Source organism: Sphingomonas sp. FUKUSWIS1 (genome assembly GCF_000733135.1).
In the GTDB taxonomy this organism is placed as follows: Bacteria; Pseudomonadota; Alphaproteobacteria; order Sphingomonadales; family Sphingomonadaceae; genus Sphingomonas; species Sphingomonas aerolata.
The window spans coordinates 1-18,541 of record NZ_JPJC01000017.1; the positions used below are offsets into that span (position 1 = coordinate 1).

Sequence of the window (18,541 nt, forward strand, 5' to 3'; positions counted from 1 at the left end):
CGCCCCGCCAGTTTTCAGTCACACGGGCCGGCGGGGCGCGCAGCACCATCCCTCCCCGCTTGGTCGGCATCGTTCGGTGCAGACCACACACAGCGCAATCGGGATCGCCGAATCGCAATTCGATCTCCAGGTTTGTCCCGCAATCGGTCGGCACAACTTCCTTTCAAAAGTCTTGATACATCGCGGCATTCCGCCCATATCCGATCTGTCCGACGCGCTTCCCCAAGACAGCAGCGTCGGCGCTGGACTGCGGCCCGCACGAGTTATCCCCTTTTCTCGAGCGGGCCGATTCCTTCAGAAAGCGAAAGAAGACACGGACGCACGACCTATGTGCGTGAGCGCTGCGCGGCGTGCGTCAGTGCCGTTCGGGACCTGCTGCCACGGCGTCGGCGGCCCCCTGTACCGCATCCAGCCGGGCCTTGAGCGGATCCACGCCGTTGATCGCGCTCGCATCGGCCTGCAGCAGCTGCACGGCGCCCCGGCGTGCGTCGAAGGCCGGCCAGCGCGGCAGTTCTGAACCATTGGGATCGCCCTTCCGCACGAAATTGACGACATAGCGGTTGGCGAGCTGCGCGGCGCGGGCGTCCTGCGGGGTCAGCGCCGCGCCGTATTTCGCGGCAACCGTGTCGAAGAAATACGGGATGTCCGTGGCATGCGGTGCGCCCGACCAGTCCTTGCGCATCGACTGCGCGACATAGCCGAAGCGATAGAGATAGGCGGGCTGGCCCACGCGCTGCGTCTGCTGCGCGACGAGCCGCGCGGGTTCGTGCATCAGGCGGTCGCGTCCCACCTCGGGACCGATCGCGGCAAGCTCCTGCGTGCCCGCGGGATCATAGGCGGCGCGGGCGGCGTCGGCCTGCGCACCGAAGCTGGCGAACAGCCCCTCCTTGGACGTCTCGCCAAAGCCCGCGATATCCGCATCGGTGGTCCCGACCATCATCGGTACCGCCATCGCGGTCCCCCGCCGCATCGCCCCGTCGGTCGTGCCGACCACGACGCGGCCATCGACGATCGGTCCGCCCGCATAGGTCGGCACATCCACCGGGCCCCGATAGGCAAGGTTCAAGTCGCCGCGCACCTGCTCGGCGGGCAATGCGCGAAGCGCCGCGAGCGTTTCCGCCGCAGACTGTCCCGTAATGGCCTGAGTCGTCGCAAAGTTGACGCCGATCGTCTCGGCCGAAGGCCTGCCGCCCGCCTCACTGCGAAGCGGCACGCCACCGATCAGCGTGCGCCCGCCGCCCGACATCACGATCGCGCGCGCGAACAGGCCCTTTGCCATCGGCGATGCCATCAGGTTCAACACCGAAGCGCCCCCTGCCGATTCACCCATCAGCGTGACCTGCGCCGGATCGCCCCCGAATTTCGCGATGTTCGACCGCACCCATTGCAACGCCGCGATCTGGTCGAGCAGCGCATAGTTGCCGAGCGGTCCCTCGTTCGCCGCGCTCAGCGCGGGGTGCGCGAAGAAGCCGAACCGTCCGAGCCGGTAGTTGAAGCTGACGAACACGACGTCCTGCCGTGCGAACGCCGACCCGTCATAGACCGCAGGCGACGATCCGCCATTCACGAACCCGCCGCCATAGATCCAGACCAGCACGGGTTTCGGTGCCCCTGACGCCGCCGGACGCCAGACGTTGAGGACGAGACAATCCTCCGCCGGCGTCGTGCCGAGCGGCGCGGCGTCGCTCGGAAAGGGCAGCTGCATGCAGTCATGTCCGAAACGGTCCGCCGCGCGCACGCCCGACCATGTCTGCACCGGCTCCGGCGCCCGCCACCGCAAGGGGCCGACCGGCGGCGCTGCAAAGGGTATGCCCTTGAAGACTGCGACGCCTGCGGCCGTCGTGCCGGTCACCGAACCGCCCTCGACCTGGACCGCGGGCGTCACGCCCTGCGCCGCGCCTGTGCCCGGGACCATCGCGGCAACACACGTCATCGCGATCGCCAGCGTCGTCGACGCCCTCTGCATGCTCATCACCGCTCTCCCCCGGTCCTGCTTGTCTACGAGGGAATGGAACACCCGCGCCCATCCTGCAATCGGGGAAACCGCTCAGGCGAAGAGGCGCACGCCGCCCATGGGGCTCACTCCCACTCGATCGTGCCGGGCGGCTTCGACGTATAGTCGTAGGTGACGCGGTTGATGCCCTTGACCTCGTTGATGATCCGGGTCGCCACGCGCGGCAGGAAGTCGCCAGGGAACTGGAACGCCTGCGCGGTCATCCCGTCGGTCGACGTCACCGCGCGCAGGGCGAGGACGTTGTCGTAGGTTCGACCGTCGCCCATCACGCCCACGCTGCGCACGGGCAAGAGCACCGCGAACGCCTGCCAGATCGTGTCGTAGAGCCCCGCATTGCGGATCTCCTCGAGATAGATCGCATCCGCCTTGCGCAGGATGTCGCAGCGTTCCTTGGTAACTTCGCCGGGGATGCGGATCGCGAGGCCGGGTCCGGGGAACGGGTGGCGCCCGACGAAGATCTCCGGCAGCCCGAGCTCGCGACCCAGCACGCGGACCTCGTCCTTGAACAGCTCGCGCAAGGGCTCGACGAGCTTCATGTTCATGCGCTCAGGGAGACCACCGACATTGTGGTGGCTCTTGATCGTCACCGATGGCCCGCCCGTAAAGCTGACGCTCTCGATCACGTCGGGATAGAGCGTTCCCTGAGCCAGGAACTCCGCCCCGCCCAGCTTCTTGGCCTCGGCATCGAACACGTCGATGAAGGTCTTGCCGATGAACTTGCGCTTCAGCTCAGGGTCGGTGATGCCCGCGAGACCGCTGAGGAACAGCTCCTCCACGTTCACATGGATCAGCGGGATGTTGTAGGCACCGCGGAACAGGCTGACGACCTGCTCGCTCTCGCCCGCGCGCATCAGCCCGTGGTCGACATAGACGCAGGTGAGCTGCTCGCCGATCGCCTCATGGATCAGCACCGCCGCCACCGCCGAATCGACGCCGCCCGACAGGCCGCAGATGACGCGGCCCGTGCCGACCTGCGCGCGGATCTCGGCGATCTTGGTCTCGCGGAACTCGGCCATCGTCCAGTCGCCGCTGAGCCCGCAGACGTGCCGCGCGAAGTTCGCGATCAGCTTGCCGCCGTCGGGCGTGTGGACGACCTCGGGATGGAACTGCACGCCGTAGAAGCGCCGCGCCTCGTCGGCGACGATCGCATAGGGGGCACCGGTCGACACCGCGACGGGGGTGAAGCCCGGCGGGATCGCGTCGACCTTGTCGCCATGGCTCATCCAGACCTGATGCCGCTCGCCCTCGGCCCACAGCCCGTCGAACAACGCGCAAGGCGACTTCACCTCGACGAACGCGCTGCCGAATTCGCCGCCGTCACCCGAGACGATCACGTTGCCGCCGAGCTGTGCGGACATGACCTGCTGGCCGTAGCAGATGCCGAGGATCGGGATCCCCGCCTCGAAGAAATGCTGCGGCACCCGGGGGCTGTTCTCGGTCGTGACCGAGGCGGGGCCACCCGACAGGATGATCCCCTTTGGCTGCATCCGTTCGAACGCGGCCGCGGCGGACTGGAAGGGGGCGATCTCGCTATAGACGCCCGCCTCGCGCACGCGGCGGGCGATCAGCTGGGTTACCTGGCTGCCGAAATCGACGATGAGAATGCTGTCTGGGTGCTCCATGTCGGGCGCATAGCCGGATGGGACCCGTAACGAAAGAGGCCGCGCCTCCCGGATGGGAAACGCGGCCTGCAATTCGACTAACGAGAGGCGGGGATTATGCCGCTTCGTTGTAATCCTCGTCCGACATCACCGGACCCGAATCCTGGCCCTTCGCCGAGACGTCGCGGTCGACGAACTCGATGACCGCCATCGGCGAGGCGTCCGACATGCGGATGCCAGCCTTGATGACGCGGGTATAGCCGCCGTTGCGATCCGCATAGCGGGTCGCCAGAACGTCGAACAGCTTCACCAGCTGTGCATCGTCGAGCAGCTTGCCGTGCGCGAGACGACGGTTGGACAGGCCACCCTTCTTCGCGAGCGTGATCAGCTTCTCGATGTAGGGACGCAGTTCCTTCGCCTTGGCGACGGTGGTGGTGATCTGCTCGTGCTTGATGAGCGCGGCGCTCATGTTGCGGAACAGAGCAAGACGGTGGGCCGAGGTCCGTTGAAGCTTACGGCCGCCTACGCGATGGCGCATGTTTAATACCTTTTCGTTCGTTCAGGGGCCGTATGAGGTACCCGGGAGCTGGTGGGGACGGCGGCCCACCCGATTATCCGTCATCCCAGCGAAGGCTGGGATCCAGGGTAGAATACGGTGCCGTTCGTCATCCTGCCTTGAGTTAGGATAACGGACGGCTTCGCATTCAGCCCATGATTTCCTGCTCGAGCTTCTTGGCCATCTCTTCGATGTTCTCAGGCGGCCAGCCCGGGATTTCCATGCCCAGGCGAAGACCCATCGACGACAGCACTTCCTTGATCTCGTTCAAGGACTTGCGGCCGAAGTTAGGCGTGCGCAGCATCTCGGCTTCGGTCTTTCCGACCAGATCGCCGATATAGATGATGTTGTCGTTCTTGAGGCAGTTCGCCGAACGCACCGACAGCTCGAGCTCGTCGACCTTCTTGAGAAGGTACCGATTGATCTGCTGCGTGTCGCCTGCGGGCTCCGCACCACCGGCAGCGGGTGCTGCCTGGCCGATCGGGGCCGACGAACGGGTGACCGACGAATCGTCGAAGTGCACGAACAGCGCGAGCTGGTCCTGGAGAATGCGACCGGCATAGCCGACTGCGTCTTCCGGGGTGATCGTGCCGTCGGTTTCGATCGTCAGCGTCAGCTTGTCGTAATCCAGGTCCTGACCGACGCGGGTCGGGTCGACCTTGTACGAAACCTGACGTACCGGCGAGTAGAGCGCATCGACCGGGATCAGACCGATCGGCGCGTCGGCCGGGCGGTTTGCGGTCGCGGGCACGTAACCCTTACCGATGTCGGCGGTCAGCTCCATGTTGAGCGTTGCACCCTCATCGAGGTGGCAGATCACGAGATCCTTGTTCATGATCTCGATGTCGCCCGAGACGGCGATGTCGCCAGCCTTGACTTCACCCGGACCCGTTGCCGAGAGCTGGAGGCGCTTGGGCCCCTCGCCCTGCATGCGGATCGCAATCTGCTTCACGTTGAGGACGATGTCGGTCACGTCCTCGCGGACGCCGGCCAGAGACGAGAACTCATGCAGCACGTTCTCGATCTTGATCGAGGTCACGGCCGCGCCCTGCAGCGACGAAAGCAACACGCGACGCAGCGCGTTGCCGAGCGTCAGGCCGAAGCCACGCTCAAGCGGCTCGGCGATGAAGGTCGCCTTGCGCTTGGTGTCGCCACCGGCCTTTTTCTCCAGGCCGCTGGGCTTCTTGAGTTCCTGCCAGTTCTTTGCGTTGACAGACACTTGCTTCCCCTAATTTGGGGGCCGGCGGACAGGACGTCCACCGGCCATGAATATGCACCCGTGCCGCGCGATCAACCGCGCACGGGCAACGTCGGAGAAATCAGACGCGACGACGCTTCGAAGGACGAACGCCGTTGTGCGGGATCGAGGTCACGTCGCGGATCGACGTGATCTGGAAACCGACCGCCTGCAGCGCACGCAGTGCCGACTCGCGGCCCGAACCGGGGCCCTTCACTTCGACTTCGATCGTCCGGACGCCGTGCTCGGCGGCCTTCTTGCCGGCGTCTTCCGCTGCGACCTGCGCCGCGTACGGAGTCGACTTGCGCGAGCCCTTGAAGCCCATTGCGCCGGCCGACGACCACGAGATCGCGTTGCCCTGGGCATCGGTGATCGTGATCATGGTGTTGTTGAAGCTGGCATTCACGTGTGCGACGCCAGAGGTGATGTTCTTGCGCTCGCGCCGCTTAATGCGCTGAGGTTCGCGTGCCATGGTGTATTTCCTGACCTGTATCTGCGTGACGCCGGGCGGTCCCTCGGGACCAGCGCCGGCGGAGTAATCCGGTGTTGAGTCGGATTACTTCTTCTTGCCGGCGATCGGCTTGGCCTTGCCCTTGCGGGTGCGCGCATTGGTGTGCGTACGCTGGCCGCGGACCGGCAGGCCCTTGCGGTGACGAAGACCACGATAGCAGGCGAGATCCATCAGGCGCTTGATGTTCATCGACACCTGGCGACGCAGATCGCCTTCGACCGTGTAGTCGGCGTCGATCGCCTCACGGATATGCAGCACTTCCTGGTCGGTCAGGTCCTGGACTCGTGCGGTGTCGGCAATGCCGAGCTTCGCGACGATTTCCTTGGCCTTGGTCGAACCGATGCCGTGAATATAGGTCAGCGCGATTACCACGCGCTTGTTGGTCGGGATATTAACACCCGCGATACGTGCCATGAACTTGGTTCTCCTGCTCCACGAGGTCCGGCATGGCTGCACGGCCCTCATCTCCTAGCGATGATCCGAAACGCACGATAACGGCGAACGCAAAAGAGCGCCGCCGGGAACCGTCGTATCGGGGAGGTCGAATTAGGCGCGCGCTAACGAACTGTCAAGCCGCGGGTTCCGCCGCCCGCGTGATGCGCCCCTGCGATGCGTAAAGTGCGACCGCGTCAGGGCCGGGGCTCGGCCACCCGTCGCATCACGATCCAGCGCCGCAGCGCGACGACGAACCAGATCAGCTCGACCAGACCGAACGGCCATGCCCCCTGCAGGAAGCCATAGGCCGATCCGAACAGGCATCCAACGGCGAAGCCGAACGTCCACCAATGCGATCCCGATTCCTTGGCATAGCACAGCAGGGTGAAGGAGACCGCGGCAAGCCCGAAAAGCGAAAGTGCGTCCATCGGCCGCCTCTTGCCGCGTCCGCACGCACAAAGCCATCCCCGCGCGCGGTCAGACCGGCAGGACGATCCGCGCGACGAGGCCGGGCGCATTGTCACCCAGTTCGAACCGCCCGTCATGCAGCCGCGCGACCGCCTCGACCAGCGCCATGCCCAGCCCCGCCCCCGGGGTCGTGCGTGCGCTGTCGAGCCGCCCGAATCGCTTGAGCGCCTGTGCACGGTCCGCCACCGCGATCCCTGGCCCGCGATCCTCGACCTGGATCACGACGCCGTCACCGCGCTCGATCAGGCGCAGCGTTACCGTGCCACCACTGGCCCCATGCCGCAGCGCGTTGTCGATCATGTTGGTGATCGCCTGGCTCAGCAGTTCGCGGTGCAACGCCATGGCCGGAGGCCGATCGTCAATCGCCACGACGAAGCTCAGGCCCGCATCCTCGGCGACCGGGGCATAGAGCTCACCGATCTCCTCGAGCAGATTCGCAGGCGACACCTGGATGAACCGGTCGCGCGACACCGATCCAGACCGGCTGATCTCGATCACCATCGTCAGCATCCGCATGACGAGGTCGGTTTCCGTCAGCAGCCCGCCCAATGCCACTTCACGCGCGTCGGGGTCCGCGATCAGCACCGCCTGCTCGGTCTTGGTCCGCAACCGTGCCAACGGCGAGCGCAGGTCATGGGCCAGGCTGTCGGTCACGACGCGCAGCTCGGCCATCACCCCCTCAAGCTTGCTGAGCATGACGTTCAGCCGCGCGGCCAGCCGGTCGAACGCGTCACCGCCACCCGCGACCACGGCCACCCGGCGTGACAGGTCACCCTCGCCCGCGGCCTCGACGACACTCGCTATCCCGTCGAGACGCCGACCGACATAGCGCGCGAGCACGAGCCCCCCGACGATGCCGAGCGCGAGCGAGAGGGTGATGGCGAAGGCCAGCGCGCGCTCCATCGCACGTTCCTCCGCCGCGATCAGGTCGAGATTGCGGCCCGTCAGCAGCCATTGCCGGCCGATAGGATACAGGGCGTACCCCGTCTCGCGCGCATTCCACAACGCGTCGTCGCCAAGCCGGGCGATCCTGAAGCGGGTCATCCGCAGCGGCACGGTCAGCCGCGCAGGCGCGACTCCCTGGACGGTACGTCCGTCCGCGTCGACGAGCGCGAGTACCAGCGAGACGTCGCCGGGGCTGACCGCCTCGCCGATCGCCTGGCGCAGTTCGGGAATACCGCCGACCTGCCAGACGGTGCGCAGCGCATCAGACTGTTCGGTGGTCTCGCGCCGGATCGCATCGATCGCATCGGCGCTGGTCTGTTTCCAGACGAAGCCGATCAGCGCGAGGTTGGACACCAGCGACAGCATGATCGCGAGCAGCGCGATCCGCGCGGTGACCGACAACCGCATCGCGGTTCAGCCCTCCACGGCGAGCCGGTATCCTGCCCCGCGTACCGTATGGAGGATCGGCGTCGGGAACCCGTCCTCGAGCTTGCGCCGCAACCGCCCGATATGAACGTCGACGACGTTAGATCCTGGGTCAAAGTGATAGTTCCAGATCTTCTCGAGCATCATCGTCCGCGTCACGACCTGCCCCGCATGCCGGGCGAGGAATTCGAGCAGGTTGAATTCGCGCGCACCCAGCGGGATCGTGTGCCCGCCGCGCGACACGACGCGTGAAAGCAGGTCGATCTCGAGATCGCCGACCGACAGCTTGGTCTTTTGCGGATCGCTCGCGAGGCGGTCCGACCGGCGCACCAGCGCCTCGACGCGCGCCGACAGTTCCGCGAACGAGAAGGGCTTGCAGAGATAGTCGTCGGCCCCGGCCTTCAGCCCGTCGACCCGGTGATCGACCGCCGCGAGCGCGGAAAGGATGAGGACCGGGGTGACGATGCCGGCCGCGCGGACCGCGCTGACCATGGCGAGGCCGTCGAGCCCTGGCAGCATCCGGTCGGCGATGATGAGGTCGAAGATCCCCTCGCTGGCAAGAAACAGTCCGTCACGCCCATCGCCACAGGTCTCGACGGCGTAGCCCGCTTCGGTCAGTCCCTTTGCGAGATAGCTCGCGGTGGACACATCATCTTCGACTATCAGGATCTTGCGGTTCACGGCGTCATCGCTTTCCCCTATCCCATAACGGAAAGGCCGGCGGAAATCACTTCCCGCCGGCCCCCACGGTACCCCCGGGAGTGACGGGCACCGATCTCTGGAAACTCGCGCCGCTCTTTCGGGCGACACGTGTCTCTTAGGATCGGGCACTCGACAGGGGGATGACCCGAACATGACAAACCTGTCATGTTAGGGTCGGTGATCGTCTAATCAGTGGTCGTCGAGGATCGCCGCAATCGCGACGCCGACATGGCCGATGTCCGCCATCCCGTCGACGCGGCGCACGAGACCACGCGCATCGTAGATCGGCAGGATCGGCGCGGTCTTGGCGCGATATTCGGCCATCCGCGTCTTGACGGTTTCGGCATTGTCGTCGGGACGGCGCTTGAACTCGGTCGAGCCACACACGTCGCAGACCCCGGCAACCGCCGGCTGCTTGAACCGGTCGTGATAGCCGGCGCCGCAGTTCGCGCAGGTGTACCGGCCAACCACGCGGTCGATCAGTGCGGCTTCGTCGACACCAAGCTCGATCACATAGTCGAGCGTACGGCCCCGGGCTGCGAGCAGCCCGTCGAGCGCCTCGGCCTGGGCCGCGGTGCGCGGATAGCCGTCGAAGATCACGCCGTTTGCGGTATCGGGCTGGTCGAGCCGCTCGCCGATGATGCCCGACACGATGTCGTCGCTCACCAGGCCGCCGGCCGCCATCACGGCTTTCGCCTGAAGGCCGACGGGCGATTCCGAGGCGACCGCAGCGCGCAGCATGTCGCCGGTGGACAGCTGGACCATGCCGCGTTCGGCCACGAGCGTCGCGGCCTGCGTGCCCTTGCCCGCGCCTGGCGGGCCAAGAAGGATGATATTCACGAAACGCACTCCCCTCGTTCGTGCAGGATTATAAACCGGTAACCCCGCAACTTAGCGAAGTCGACCGCCCTTCAGCTTCGCCTTCTTGATCAGATCGCCATATTGATGCGCGAGCAGATGGCTCTGGATCTGTGTCACCGTATCCATCGTCACGTTGACGACGATCAGCAGGCTTGTGCCGCCGAGATAGAAGGGGATCGACAGCGCCGTGACCAGATATTCGGGCAGCAGGCAGATGATCGTCAGATAGGCGGCACCGATGACGGTGATGCGCGTCAGTACGTAATCGAAATAGTTCTCGGTGTTCTTGCCCGGACGGATGCCGGGGATGAACCCGCCATGCCGCTTCAGATTGTCCGCCGTCTCTTCGGGATTGAAGACGATCGCGGTGTAGAAGAACGAGAAGAAGATGATGCCGGCACCGTAGAGCAGCATGTACACGGGGCTGCCGTGCTGCAGATACTGGTTGAGGGTGATGATGAAATCGCCCCACTGCGACTCACCCGCGACGCGCTGTCCGGCGAACTGCGAGATCGTCAGCGGCATCAGCAGCAGCGACGAGGCGAAGATCGGCGGGATGACGCCCGCGGTGTTGATCTTCAGCGGCAGATGGCTGCGATCGGCCTGCATCCCGCGCTGCGTCTGGCGCTTGGGATACTGGATCAGGATGCGACGCTGCGCGCGCTCCATGAAGCAGATGAACAGGACGAGGAGGACGACCGCGACGATGATGCCGATCAGCTTGATCGGGTCGAGGCTGCCCGAACGGCCGCCCTCGAGCAAGTTCACCAGGGTCGTCGGCAGATGCGCGACGATGCCCGCCATGATGATCAGCGAGACGCCGTTGCCGATGCCGCGGCTGGTGATCTGCTCACCGAGCCACATCAGGAACATCGTGCCGCCGATCAGCGAGATGACCGCCGCGATGCGGAAGGTCATGCCCGGCTCGATCACCGCGGCGATGCCCTGGTTCGCGCCGAGCGTCTCGAGCCCGACGGCGATGAAATAGCCCTGCACCGCGGTCAGGCCGACCGTGCCGTAGCGGGTATACTGGTTCAGCCGCTTGCGGCCTGATTCGCCGTCCTTCTTGATCGCGGCAAGCGTGGGGCTCAGCGAGGTCGCGAGCTGCACCACGATCGAGGCGGTGATGTAGGGCATCACGCCGAGCGCGATCAGCGACATGCGGCTGAGCGAGCCACCCGAGAAGGTGTTGAAGAAGTCGAGCACGCCGCCCTGTGTCTGCTGCGACAACAGGCCCAGCGCGGTCGGGTCGACACCCGGCAACGGAACATAGCTGAGCAGGCGGAAGACGATCAGGGCGCCGATCGTGAACCACAACCGCTTCTTGAGATCGGTCGCCTTGGCGAATTTGGACAGGCTGACGCTTTGCGCCATCTGGTCGGCTGCGGATGCCATACGTGTGATCGTCCTGGAAACAAAGAAGGCGGGAAGCGTTGTGACCGCCCCCGCCGCTCATATAGGCGCAGGAGCGCGCTTGTCTAATGCCTAGGTGCGTTATGCGAGCCCGAGGGGCGCTCGGTCGCCCCCTGCCCCGTTCGTCCTGCGCGAAGTCGAAGGACGTTGCCCCAGGTGACGTACCCTTCGACTACGCTCAGGGCGAACGGAGGAAGGGTGGTCCTGAAAAACGGGCGGGTCGAAAGCGGGCGACAGGAAGCCGCCAGGTCAGGCATATAAAAAAAAGGGGCCGGCGCTCTCGCACCCGCCCCCTTTCTCGTTCGGCTCAGGCCTTGAACGACGCCTTGTGCGCCGCACGCTCCTTGTACTTCACGCCCTTCTTGGCGGCAGCCTTCTCGGCTGCGGGGACGAAGTGGATCACCTCGACCTTGCCGCCGATCTTCTCGACCGCCTCGATCGCGCCCTTCGACGCGCCGTCGACGGTGAACGAGAGGACCGTGGTCAGCTCGCCCTTGGCGAGGAGGCGGACGCCGTCCTTGCCACCGCGTGCGAGGCCAGCGGCCTTGAGCGCGTTGTGGTCGAGCGTGGCGTTCGCCTCGATCTTGCCGGCATCAACCGCGAGCTGGATCGCGCCGAGGTTGACCTCTGCGAAGTCCTTGCGGAAGATGTTGTTGAAGCCGCGCTTAGGCAGACGCATGTGGAGCGGCATCTGGCCGCCTTCGAAGCCGGCGATGGACACGCCCTCACGGCTCTTCTGGCCCTTCTGGCCGCGGCCGCCGGTCTTGCCCTTGCCCGAGCCGATGCCGCGTCCGACGCGCATCTTGGACTTACGGGCACCTTCGTTATCGCGGAGTTCGTTGAGCTTCATGGTAATGCACTCGCTTTCGCTTGTTACGCGCTGGTTGAAAAACCGGGTTGGATTCTGGAATAAGAAAGGGGGCCGTTAGCCCCCTTTCCCGTATTTGTCACGTGGGTCGTGAAGGCTCAGCCTTCGACCGACACCATGTGCTGCACCTTGCGGATCATGCCGCGGACCTCTGGGCTGTCTTCCAGCTCGCGGGTCTTGTGCATCTTGTTCAGACCGAGACCGACCAGCGTTGCGCGCTGGTCCTTCTCGCGGCGGATCGGCGAACCGGTCTGCGTGATCTTGATGGTAGCCATGATCGCTTACTCCGTGATCGCAGCTGCATCGGCCTCGGCGGTCTTCGAACCACCATGGCCGAGCAGGTCGGCGATCTTCTTGCCGCGACGCTGTGCGACGGCCTTGGGCGAGGTCTGCTCGCCAAGGGCTTCGAACGTTGCGCGGATCATGTTGTAGGGGTTCGACGTGCCGACCGACTTGGTCACGACGTCTGCGACACCCAGCGACTCGAAGACGGCGCGCATCGGGCCACCGGCGATGATGCCCGTACCCTGAGGCGCCGACCGCAGCGTGACCTTGCCGGCACCGAAGTGACCGTTGCCGTCATGATGCAGCGTGCGACCGTCCTTGAGCGGAACGCGAACCATCTTCTTCTTGGCAGCTGCCGTCGCCTTCGAAATGGCTTCCGGCACTTCGCGTGCCTTGCCATGACCGAAGCCTGCACGGCCCTTGCCGTCGCCGACGACGACGAGTGCTGCAAAGCCGAAGCGCTTGCCGCCCTTGACCGTCTTCGAGACGCGGTTGATGTGCACCAGCTTCTCGATCAGCTCTTCGCCGCCATCGTCCGAACCCGGACGACCGCCACGATTGTCACGACCGCCACGACCGCCATCGCGACCACCACGGTTGCCACCGGGGCCACCGCCACGGTTGCCGCCGGGGCCACCACGACCGCCACCGCCGCCGCCACCCGGACGACCACGGCCACCGCCGCTGTTGCCCTGGTATCCGGTGCTCTGGGGCACGTTCTGAGCCGTGACGTCCTGTGCGGTCGTCTCGGGTGCGATTACCGCTGGCGTGTTGTTTTCGTCAGCCATGTCTTAGAACTCCAATCCGGCTTCGCGCGCGGCATCGGCAAGAGCCTTCACGCGACCGTGGTAGAGGAAGCCGCCGCGATCGAACACGACCTGGGTCACGCCCGCTGCCTTGGCAGCCTCGGCGACGCGCTTGCCGACCGAAGTCGCCGCGTCGATGTTGGCGCCGGACGTGCCGCGAACGTCCTTCTCCAGCGTCGAGGCCGAAGCGACCGTCGTGCCGGCGGCATCGTCGATCACCTGGGCATAGATGTGCTTGCCCGAGCGATGCACGGACAGGCGAGGACGGGTGCCCGCGCGTGCGCGCAGCGCGGTACGGTTGCGGCGACGCCGCTTGGCGAAAAGAGAAAGTCCCTTGGTCATTACTTCTTCTTCCCTTCCTTGCGGAAGATGAACTCGCCGTCGTACTTGATGCCCTTGCCCTTGTACGGCTCGGGCTTGCGCCACTGACGAATCTCCGCGGCCAGCTGGCCAACCATCTGCTTGTCCGAACCCGAGATCTCGATCGTCGTGTTGTCCGGCGTCTTCACCTCGATGCCCTCGGGCACGTCGATGTTGACGTCATGGCTGTAGCCGAGCTGCAGCTTGAGGTTGCGACCCTGGGCTGCGGCACGATAGCCGACGCCGCTGATCAGCAGCTTCTTGGTGAAGCCTTCCGACACGCCGGTGACCAGGTTCTGCACCATGGTCCGCTGCATGCCCCAGAACGCGCGAGCGCGCTTGGTGTCGTTGGCCGGCTGCACCGAAATGCCGCCGTCTTCGATCGTGTAGCTGATCTCGTCGCGCAGCGGCATCTTCAGGGTCCCCTTGGGGCCCTTCATCGTCAGCTGCTTGCCCTCGATCGTCGGCGTGATGCCCGCCGGTACGGTGACCGGCTTCTTACCAATACGGCTCATCAGAACACCTCCGCGAGGACTTCGCCGCCGACGTTCTGCTCACGTGCTTCGGAATCCGAAAGCACGCCGCGGGGCGTCGAGACGATGGTGATGCCGAGGCCGTTGCGGACGCGGGGAAGTTCCTGCGAACCGGAATAGACGCGACGGCCGGGCTTCGAGACGCGCGCGACATGCTTGATCGCAGGCTGGCCCTCGAAATACTTCAGCTCGATGCGAAGGCCGGCCGCGGGGCCCATCTGCTCTTCGCTATAGCCACGGATATAGCCTTCGCGCTGCAGAACGTCGAGCACGCGGACGCGCAGCTTCGACGCCGGAGTCAGGACGGAGTCCTTCTTCGCGCGCTGGCCATTACGGATACGGGTGAGCAAATCACCCAGGGGATCGGTCACTGCCATGATGTAGTCCTTACCAGCTCGACTTCGTGACGCCGGGGATCAGGCCCTTGTTGGCCAGATCGCGCAGCTGAATACGGCAGAGCCGGAACTTGCGGTAATAAGCGCGCGGGCGACCGGTCAGCTCGCACCGGTTACGGATGCGGGTCGGGTTCGCGTTGCGCGGGATTGCCGCCATCTTGAGGCGAGCGATCAGACGCTCACCATCGTCGAGCGTCTTGTCCGCTGCGATTGCCTTCAGTGCCGCGTACTTCGGGGCATACTGCTTGACCATGCGCTTGCGGCGCTCGTTCTTGTTGACTGAACTCAGTTTCGCCATCGACTTAAGTTCTTTCTTTCCTGAAGCGCCGCCCGTGACACGAGGTCAGGGGCGGCGGTTGGTAGTTAAGCTGCCTTCTTCTCGTCGGCAGCGTCGTCTTCGATCGGGAACGGGAAGCCGAAGAGACGGAGAAGCTCGCGAGCCTCGTCGTCGGTCTTGGCGGTCGTCGTCACGATCACATCCATGCCGCGGACCTTGTCGACCCGGTCATAGCTGATTTCTGGGAACACGATCTGCTCCTTGATACCGCAGGCATAGTTGCCACGGCCATCGAAGCTCTTCGGGTTGAGACCGCGGAAATCGCGGACGCGGGGAAGAGCGATCGTGATGAAACGGTCGAGAAACTCGTACATGCGCTCGCGGCGAAGGGTAACCTTCACGCCGATCGGCATGCCCTCACGCAGCTTGAACTGCGCGATCGACTTCTTGGCCTTGGTCACGACGGGCTTCTGGCCGGCAATCAGCTCCATTTCCTGGGCTGCCTGGTCGACCTTCTTCTTGTCCTGCGTCGCTTCGCCGACACCCATGTTCAGCACGATCTTGTCGATCCGGGGGATCTCCATGACGTTCTTGTAGCCGAACTTCTCGGTCATCGCCTTGATGATCGTCTCATCATACATCTTCCGCATGCGCGGCGTGTAGGCAGCCTCGGTGCCAGCGGCGGTGTTCTGATCAACCATTGATCTTCTCCCCGGTCTTGACGGCCACGCGGACCTTCTTGCCATCCTGCTCCTCGAAGCGGACGCGGGTCGGCTTGCCGTCGGCGGTCACGTGCGCGACCTTCGAGACGTGCATCGGTGCTTCCTTGCGGACCAGGCCACCCTGCGGGTCACCCTGGGTCGGCTTGGTGTGGCGCACGGCGATGTTCACGCCCGAGACCACGACCTTGTCGGTCTTCGGCATCGACATCGTGACTTCGCCGGTCTTACCCTTGTCCTTGCCGGACAGGACGATGACCTTGTCACCCTTCTTAATACGCTGGCTCGCCATTACAGCACCTCCGGCGCAAGGCTGATGATCTTCATGTGCTTCTTGCCACGCAGCTCGCGAACGACTGGGCCGAAGATACGGGTGCCGATCGGCTCCTCGTTCTTGTTGACCAGCACCGCGGCGTTGCCGTCGAAGCGGATGACCGTACCGTCTGCACGGCGGATATCCTTGGCGGTACGTACGATCACCGCGCGGTGAACGTCGCCCTTCTTCACGCGGCCCCGTGGCTGCGCTTCCTTGATGCTGACGACGATGATGTCGCCAACGCCTGCAACACGACGCTTGGAACCCCCAAGCACCTTGATGCACTGCACCCGCTTCGCGCCGCTGTTGTCAGCGACGTCGAGATTGGACTGCATCTGGATCATGGATCCGTATCCCTTCTCTGTCTCTGGGGTCGATACCGACCGAACCCCGCCTAAAAAATCACCCCGCCGCGGACGAATCCGCAACGGGGAGGAGCGGCCGCTTAGCCGTTCCCGTTTACGAAAACAAGAGCGCAGGGAGTTGCCCCCCTGCCCTCATGTTTGATTCAGCCCTCGGCCGAAGCCCGCTCCGGCGTCGCGTGGGTGTTGACCCGCTCGATCACCTTCCAGGTCTTCAGCTTGGAGATCGGTGCGGTCTCTTCGATCCGCACGGTCTCGCCCTGCTTGAACTCGTTGCTCTCGTCATGAGCATGATACTTCTTCGAGCGACGGATGATCTTCCCGTAGAGCGGGTGCTTCACCTTACGCTCGACGTTCACGACCACCGTCTTGTCGCCCTTGTCGGACACGACCAGACCGGTCAGCACGCGCTTCGGCATGATGTGTTCCTTACTTCGCGGCGTCAGCGCTGGTGCGCTGAGCCTGCAGGGTCTTGATGCGAGCGATGTCGCGGCGGACCTCACGAACGCGGCTCGGCTTTTCGAGCTGGTTCGTGGCGGCCTGGAAGCGCAGGTTGAACTGCTCGCGCTTCAGTTCGCCAAGCGACTCCGACAGCTGGTCGTCGCTCTTGGCCTTCATGTCGTCGATACGAGCCATGATCTTACTCGCCTCCCAGATGCGAGGTGTCGCCCAGGCGGGCAACGACCTTTACCTTGATCGGCAGCTTCATGGCCGCCCGCTCGAACGCCTCGGCGGCGATCTTGCCGTCGACGCCGTCGAGCTCGAACAGGATCCGACCCGGCTTGACTCGAGCGGCCCAATATTCCGGCGCGCCCTTGCCCTTACCCATGCGGACTTCGGCTGGCTTTCCCGAGACCGGAAGGTCTGGGAAAATGCGGATCCACAAACGCCCCTGGCGCTTCATGTGACGCGTGATCGCGCGGCGGGCCGCCTCGATCTGACGTGCGGTGATCCGGTCGGGCTCCATGGCCTTCAGGCCGTAGGAGCCGAAATTGAGCGAGAAGCCACTCTTGGCGTCGCCCGAAATCTTGCCCTTGAAGGCCTTCCGGAACTTGGTCTTTTTTGGTTGCAGCATGTCTGTTCCTGCCCCTTAGCGACGATCGTCGCGCTGCGGCCGCACGCCGGAGGTCTGAGCCTCCATCATGATGCGGTCGTACGACGTCGGATCGTTGCCGAGAATCTCGCCCTTGAAGACCCAGACCTTCACGCCGCAAACGCCGTAAGACGTGTGCGCCGTAGCCTCGGCATAATCGATGTTCGCGCGCAGCGTGTGCAACGGAACCCGACCCTCACGATAGCTCTCCGACCGTGCGATCTCGGCGCCGCCAAGACGGCCGCCGCAGTTCACGCGGATGCCTTCGGCACCGAGACGCATCGCCGACTGAACCGCACGCTTCATGGCGCGACGGAAGGCGATACGACGCTCGAGCTGATCGGCGATGCCCTGCGCGACGAGACGCGCATCGACTTCCGGCTTGCGGATCTCGACGATGTTCAGCGACACGGTCGACGACGTCATCTTGCCGATCGTCGAACGCAGCTTCTCGATGTCCGCACCCTTCTTGCCGATGATCACGCCGGGGCGTGCAGCGAAGATGGAGATGCGGGCCAGCTTGGCCGGACGCTCGATCACAACCTTGGAGATCGCGGCCTGCGGCAGCGTCTTCATGATATATGCGCGGATCTTAAGATCCTCGAGCAGGAGCCGACCATAGTCGGCGCCTTCGGCGTACCAGCGGCTATCCCAGGTACGGTTGATCTGCAGACGCAGACCGATGGGGTTGCTCTTCTGACCCATTATGCTTCTTCCTGCTCGCGCACGACGATGCGCAGACGGCTGAATGGCTTGAGGATGCGGGTCGACTTGCCGCGGCCGCGGGTCGCGAAGCGCTTCATCGTGATCGACTTGCCAACCGATGCCTCGGCGACGACCAGCGAGTCGACGTCGAGGTTGTGGTTGTTCTCCGCATTGGCGATGGCCGAGGCCAGCACCTTGCGGGCTTCGATCGCCATGCCCTTGGTCGAGAAGGCGAGGATGTTCATCGCATCGCCGACCTTCTTGCCACGGATGAGCGCAGCCACGAGGCCGAGCTTCTGTGCGGAACCGCGGATCTGCGTACCGACCGAAAGCGCCTCGTTGTCCGCGACCTTGCGCGGGCTGACTTGCTTAGACATCAGCGCTTGCCCTTCTTGTCGGCGGAGTGGCCGGGGAAGTAGCGCGTGGGCGCGAACTCGCCCAGCTTCATCCCGACCATGTCCTCGTTGACCGAGACCGGCACGAACTTGCGGCCGTTATAGACGTTGAACGTGAGGCCCACGAACGACGGCAGGATCGTCGAGCGACGCGACCAGGTCTTGATCGGCGAACGCGCGTTGGTGTCCTGGGCGGTTTCTGCCTTCTTGAGCAGATGAAGGTCCACGAACGGACCCTTCCAGACTGAACGAGCCATG

27 protein-coding genes are annotated in these 18,541 nt (G+C 64.6%); all 27 read right to left on the reverse strand.

Features of this window, described 5'->3' with window-relative positions:
* Positions 1-355: 355 nt before the first annotated feature.
* The 27 genes from sphsw_RS01710 to rpsS all read right to left on the reverse strand — a co-directional run bounded on the left by sphsw_RS01710 (position 356) and on the right by rpsS (position 18,540).
* Positions 356-1,972 (reverse strand): carboxylesterase/lipase family protein, encoded by a 1,617-nt coding sequence (locus tag sphsw_RS01710; RefSeq protein WP_031439108.1) that lies wholly within the window; start codon positions 1,970-1,972, stop codon positions 356-358.
* Positions 1,973-2,079: 107 nt separating this feature from the next.
* On the reverse strand, positions 2,080-3,636 hold the full coding sequence (gene guaA, locus sphsw_RS01715; protein ID WP_031439109.1) for a glutamine-hydrolyzing GMP synthase: 1,557 nt from the start codon (positions 3,634-3,636) through the stop codon (positions 2,080-2,082).
* Positions 3,637-3,730: 94 nt separating this feature from the next.
* On the reverse strand, positions 3,731-4,153 hold the full coding sequence (gene rplQ / locus sphsw_RS01720; protein WP_031395235.1) for a 50S ribosomal protein L17: 423 nt from the start codon (positions 4,151-4,153) through the stop codon (positions 3,731-3,733).
* A 166-nt stretch (positions 4,154-4,319) separates the two neighbouring features.
* On the reverse strand, positions 4,320-5,390 hold the full coding sequence (locus sphsw_RS01725) for a DNA-directed RNA polymerase subunit alpha (protein WP_031395236.1): 1,071 nt from the start codon (positions 5,388-5,390) through the stop codon (positions 4,320-4,322).
* Between the two features lie 100 nt (positions 5,391-5,490).
* Positions 5,491-5,880: a 30S ribosomal protein S11 gene (rpsK, locus tag sphsw_RS01730; RefSeq protein WP_031395237.1), complete on the reverse strand. Its 390-nt coding sequence runs from the start codon at positions 5,878-5,880 to the stop codon at positions 5,491-5,493.
* An 84-nt stretch (positions 5,881-5,964) separates the two neighbouring features.
* Positions 5,965-6,333 carry a 30S ribosomal protein S13 gene (rpsM, locus tag sphsw_RS01735; protein ID WP_031395238.1) on the reverse strand — a complete coding sequence of 123 codons (369 nt, stop codon included), beginning with the start codon at positions 6,331-6,333 and terminating at the stop codon, positions 5,965-5,967.
* Positions 6,334-6,548: 215 nt separating this feature from the next.
* The gene (locus sphsw_RS01740) at positions 6,549-6,782 is read right to left on the reverse strand and encodes a hypothetical protein (protein WP_031395239.1); all 234 of its coding nucleotides are present in this window, start codon (positions 6,780-6,782) and stop codon (positions 6,549-6,551) included.
* A 49-nt stretch (positions 6,783-6,831) separates the two neighbouring features.
* Positions 6,832-8,175, reverse strand: a complete 1,344-nt coding sequence (locus sphsw_RS01745) for a sensor histidine kinase (RefSeq protein WP_031439110.1) — start codon at positions 8,173-8,175, stop codon at positions 6,832-6,834.
* A gap of 6 nt (positions 8,176-8,181) precedes the next feature.
* Entirely contained in the window at positions 8,182-8,874 is a 693-nt protein-coding gene (locus sphsw_RS01750) for a winged helix-turn-helix domain-containing protein (RefSeq protein WP_031395241.1), read from the reverse strand.
* Positions 8,875-9,084: 210 nt separating this feature from the next.
* Positions 9,085-9,735: an adenylate kinase gene (locus tag sphsw_RS01755; protein WP_031439111.1), complete on the reverse strand. Its 651-nt coding sequence runs from the start codon at positions 9,733-9,735 to the stop codon at positions 9,085-9,087.
* Positions 9,736-9,786: 51 nt separating this feature from the next.
* Positions 9,787-11,151, reverse strand: a complete 1,365-nt coding sequence (gene secY, locus sphsw_RS01760; protein WP_031393745.1) for a preprotein translocase subunit SecY — start codon at positions 11,149-11,151, stop codon at positions 9,787-9,789.
* 325 nt (positions 11,152-11,476) lie between these two features.
* Complete coding sequence (gene rplO, locus sphsw_RS01765; protein WP_031393746.1) at positions 11,477-12,019, reverse strand: 50S ribosomal protein L15; 543 nt, start codon at positions 12,017-12,019, stop codon at positions 11,477-11,479.
* Between the two features lie 116 nt (positions 12,020-12,135).
* The gene (gene rpmD, locus sphsw_RS01770) at positions 12,136-12,312 is read right to left on the reverse strand and encodes a 50S ribosomal protein L30 (protein ID WP_031393747.1); all 177 of its coding nucleotides are present in this window, start codon (positions 12,310-12,312) and stop codon (positions 12,136-12,138) included.
* 6 nt (positions 12,313-12,318) lie between these two features.
* The gene (rpsE, locus tag sphsw_RS01775; RefSeq protein ID WP_043156692.1) at positions 12,319-13,110 is read right to left on the reverse strand and encodes a 30S ribosomal protein S5; all 792 of its coding nucleotides are present in this window, start codon (positions 13,108-13,110) and stop codon (positions 12,319-12,321) included.
* 3 nt (positions 13,111-13,113) lie between these two features.
* A complete protein-coding gene (gene rplR / locus sphsw_RS01780; RefSeq protein WP_031393749.1) occupies positions 13,114-13,470 on the reverse strand; it encodes a 50S ribosomal protein L18 in 357 nt (118 codons plus the stop codon).
* On the reverse strand, positions 13,470-14,003 hold the full coding sequence (gene rplF, locus sphsw_RS01785; protein ID WP_031393750.1) for a 50S ribosomal protein L6: 534 nt from the start codon (positions 14,001-14,003) through the stop codon (positions 13,470-13,472). The genes rplR and rplF overlap by 1 nt, the downstream gene beginning before the upstream one ends.
* Positions 14,003-14,398 carry a 30S ribosomal protein S8 gene (gene rpsH / locus sphsw_RS01790; protein ID WP_031393751.1) on the reverse strand — a complete coding sequence of 132 codons (396 nt, stop codon included), beginning with the start codon at positions 14,396-14,398 and terminating at the stop codon, positions 14,003-14,005. Before rpsH ends, rplF begins: the two co-directional genes overlap by 1 nt.
* Positions 14,399-14,408: 10 nt before the next feature.
* Positions 14,409-14,714 (reverse strand): 30S ribosomal protein S14, encoded by a 306-nt coding sequence (rpsN, locus tag sphsw_RS01795; protein ID WP_031393752.1) that lies wholly within the window; start codon positions 14,712-14,714, stop codon positions 14,409-14,411.
* Between the two features lie 65 nt (positions 14,715-14,779).
* Positions 14,780-15,394, reverse strand: coding sequence for a 50S ribosomal protein L5 (gene rplE / locus sphsw_RS01800; RefSeq protein WP_042466294.1), 615 nt, complete (start codon positions 15,392-15,394; stop codon positions 14,780-14,782).
* Complete coding sequence (rplX, locus tag sphsw_RS01805) at positions 15,387-15,704, reverse strand: 50S ribosomal protein L24 (RefSeq protein ID WP_031439112.1); 318 nt, start codon at positions 15,702-15,704, stop codon at positions 15,387-15,389. Before rplX ends, rplE begins: the two co-directional genes overlap by 8 nt.
* A complete protein-coding gene (gene rplN, locus sphsw_RS01810) occupies positions 15,704-16,072 on the reverse strand; it encodes a 50S ribosomal protein L14 (protein WP_031393755.1) in 369 nt (122 codons plus the stop codon). The genes rplX and rplN overlap by 1 nt, the downstream gene beginning before the upstream one ends.
* Before the next feature lie 164 nt (positions 16,073-16,236).
* Positions 16,237-16,509 carry a 30S ribosomal protein S17 gene (gene rpsQ, locus sphsw_RS01815; protein WP_031393756.1) on the reverse strand — a complete coding sequence of 91 codons (273 nt, stop codon included), beginning with the start codon at positions 16,507-16,509 and terminating at the stop codon, positions 16,237-16,239.
* A gap of 10 nt (positions 16,510-16,519) precedes the next feature.
* Entirely contained in the window at positions 16,520-16,726 is a 207-nt protein-coding gene (gene rpmC / locus sphsw_RS01820; RefSeq protein ID WP_031393757.1) for a 50S ribosomal protein L29, read from the reverse strand.
* Between the two features lie 4 nt (positions 16,727-16,730).
* Positions 16,731-17,165 (reverse strand): 50S ribosomal protein L16, encoded by a 435-nt coding sequence (rplP, locus tag sphsw_RS01825; RefSeq protein WP_031393758.1) that lies wholly within the window; start codon positions 17,163-17,165, stop codon positions 16,731-16,733.
* A 15-nt stretch (positions 17,166-17,180) separates the two neighbouring features.
* Complete coding sequence (rpsC, locus tag sphsw_RS01830) at positions 17,181-17,888, reverse strand: 30S ribosomal protein S3 (protein ID WP_031393759.1); 708 nt, start codon at positions 17,886-17,888, stop codon at positions 17,181-17,183.
* Entirely contained in the window at positions 17,888-18,265 is a 378-nt protein-coding gene (gene rplV, locus sphsw_RS01835) for a 50S ribosomal protein L22 (RefSeq protein WP_037529220.1), read from the reverse strand. The genes rpsC and rplV overlap by 1 nt, the downstream gene beginning before the upstream one ends.
* A complete protein-coding gene (gene rpsS / locus sphsw_RS01840) occupies positions 18,265-18,540 on the reverse strand; it encodes a 30S ribosomal protein S19 (protein ID WP_031393761.1) in 276 nt (91 codons plus the stop codon). The genes rplV and rpsS overlap by 1 nt, the downstream gene beginning before the upstream one ends.
* Between the last annotated feature and the right edge of the window lies 1 nt (position 18,541).

Bases quoted from the DNA above. Each gene is read 5' to 3' on its own strand.
- sphsw_RS01710 (WP_031439108.1), bottom strand. From the start codon at position 1,972: ATGAGCATGCAGAGGGCGTCGACGACGCTGGCGATCGCGATGACGTGT.
- guaA (WP_031439109.1), bottom strand. From the start codon at position 3,636: ATGGAGCACCCAGACAGCATTCTCATCGTCGATTTCGGCAGCCAGGTA.
- rplQ (WP_031395235.1), bottom strand. From the start codon at position 4,153: ATGCGCCATCGCGTAGGCGGCCGTAAGCTTCAACGGACCTCGGCCCAC.
- rpsK (WP_031395237.1), bottom strand. From the start codon at position 5,880: ATGGCACGCGAACCTCAGCGCATTAAGCGGCGCGAGCGCAAGAACATC.
- rpsM (WP_031395238.1), bottom strand. From the start codon at position 6,333: ATGGCACGTATCGCGGGTGTTAATATCCCGACCAACAAGCGCGTGGTA.
- sphsw_RS01740 (WP_031395239.1), bottom strand. From the start codon at position 6,782: ATGGACGCACTTTCGCTTTTCGGGCTTGCCGCGGTCTCCTTCACCCTG.
- sphsw_RS01745 (WP_031439110.1), bottom strand. From the start codon at position 8,175: ATGCGGTTGTCGGTCACCGCGCGGATCGCGCTGCTCGCGATCATGCTG.
- secY (WP_031393745.1), bottom strand. From the start codon at position 11,151: ATGGCATCCGCAGCCGACCAGATGGCGCAAAGCGTCAGCCTGTCCAAA.
- rplO (WP_031393746.1), bottom strand. From the start codon at position 12,019: ATGAAGCTCAACGAACTCCGCGATAACGAAGGTGCCCGTAAGTCCAAG.
- rpmD (WP_031393747.1), bottom strand. From the start codon at position 12,312: ATGGCTACCATCAAGATCACGCAGACCGGTTCGCCGATCCGCCGCGAG.
- rpsE (WP_043156692.1), bottom strand. From the start codon at position 13,110: ATGGCTGACGAAAACAACACGCCAGCGGTAATCGCACCCGAGACGACC.
- rplR (WP_031393749.1), bottom strand. From the start codon at position 13,470: ATGACCAAGGGACTTTCTCTTTTCGCCAAGCGGCGTCGCCGCAACCGT.
- rplF (WP_031393750.1), bottom strand. From the start codon at position 14,003: ATGAGCCGTATTGGTAAGAAGCCGGTCACCGTACCGGCGGGCATCACG.
- rpsH (WP_031393751.1), bottom strand. From the start codon at position 14,398: ATGGCAGTGACCGATCCCCTGGGTGATTTGCTCACCCGTATCCGTAAT.
- rpsN (WP_031393752.1), bottom strand. From the start codon at position 14,714: ATGGCGAAACTGAGTTCAGTCAACAAGAACGAGCGCCGCAAGCGCATG.
- rplE (WP_042466294.1), bottom strand. From the start codon at position 15,394: ATGGTTGATCAGAACACCGCCGCTGGCACCGAGGCTGCCTACACGCCG.
- rplX (WP_031439112.1), bottom strand. From the start codon at position 15,704: ATGGCGAGCCAGCGTATTAAGAAGGGTGACAAGGTCATCGTCCTGTCC.
- rplN (WP_031393755.1), bottom strand. From the start codon at position 16,072: ATGATCCAGATGCAGTCCAATCTCGACGTCGCTGACAACAGCGGCGCG.
- rpsQ (WP_031393756.1), bottom strand. From the start codon at position 16,509: ATGCCGAAGCGCGTGCTGACCGGTCTGGTCGTGTCCGACAAGGGCGAC.
- rpmC (WP_031393757.1), bottom strand. From the start codon at position 16,726: ATGGCTCGTATCGACGACATGAAGGCCAAGAGCGACGACCAGCTGTCG.
- rplP (WP_031393758.1), bottom strand. From the start codon at position 17,165: ATGCTGCAACCAAAAAAGACCAAGTTCCGGAAGGCCTTCAAGGGCAAG.
- rpsC (WP_031393759.1), bottom strand. From the start codon at position 17,888: ATGGGTCAGAAGAGCAACCCCATCGGTCTGCGTCTGCAGATCAACCGT.
- rplV (WP_037529220.1), bottom strand. From the start codon at position 18,265: ATGTCTAAGCAAGTCAGCCCGCGCAAGGTCGCGGACAACGAGGCGCTT.
- rpsS (WP_031393761.1), bottom strand. From the start codon at position 18,540: ATGGCTCGTTCAGTCTGGAAGGGTCCGTTCGTGGACCTTCATCTGCTC.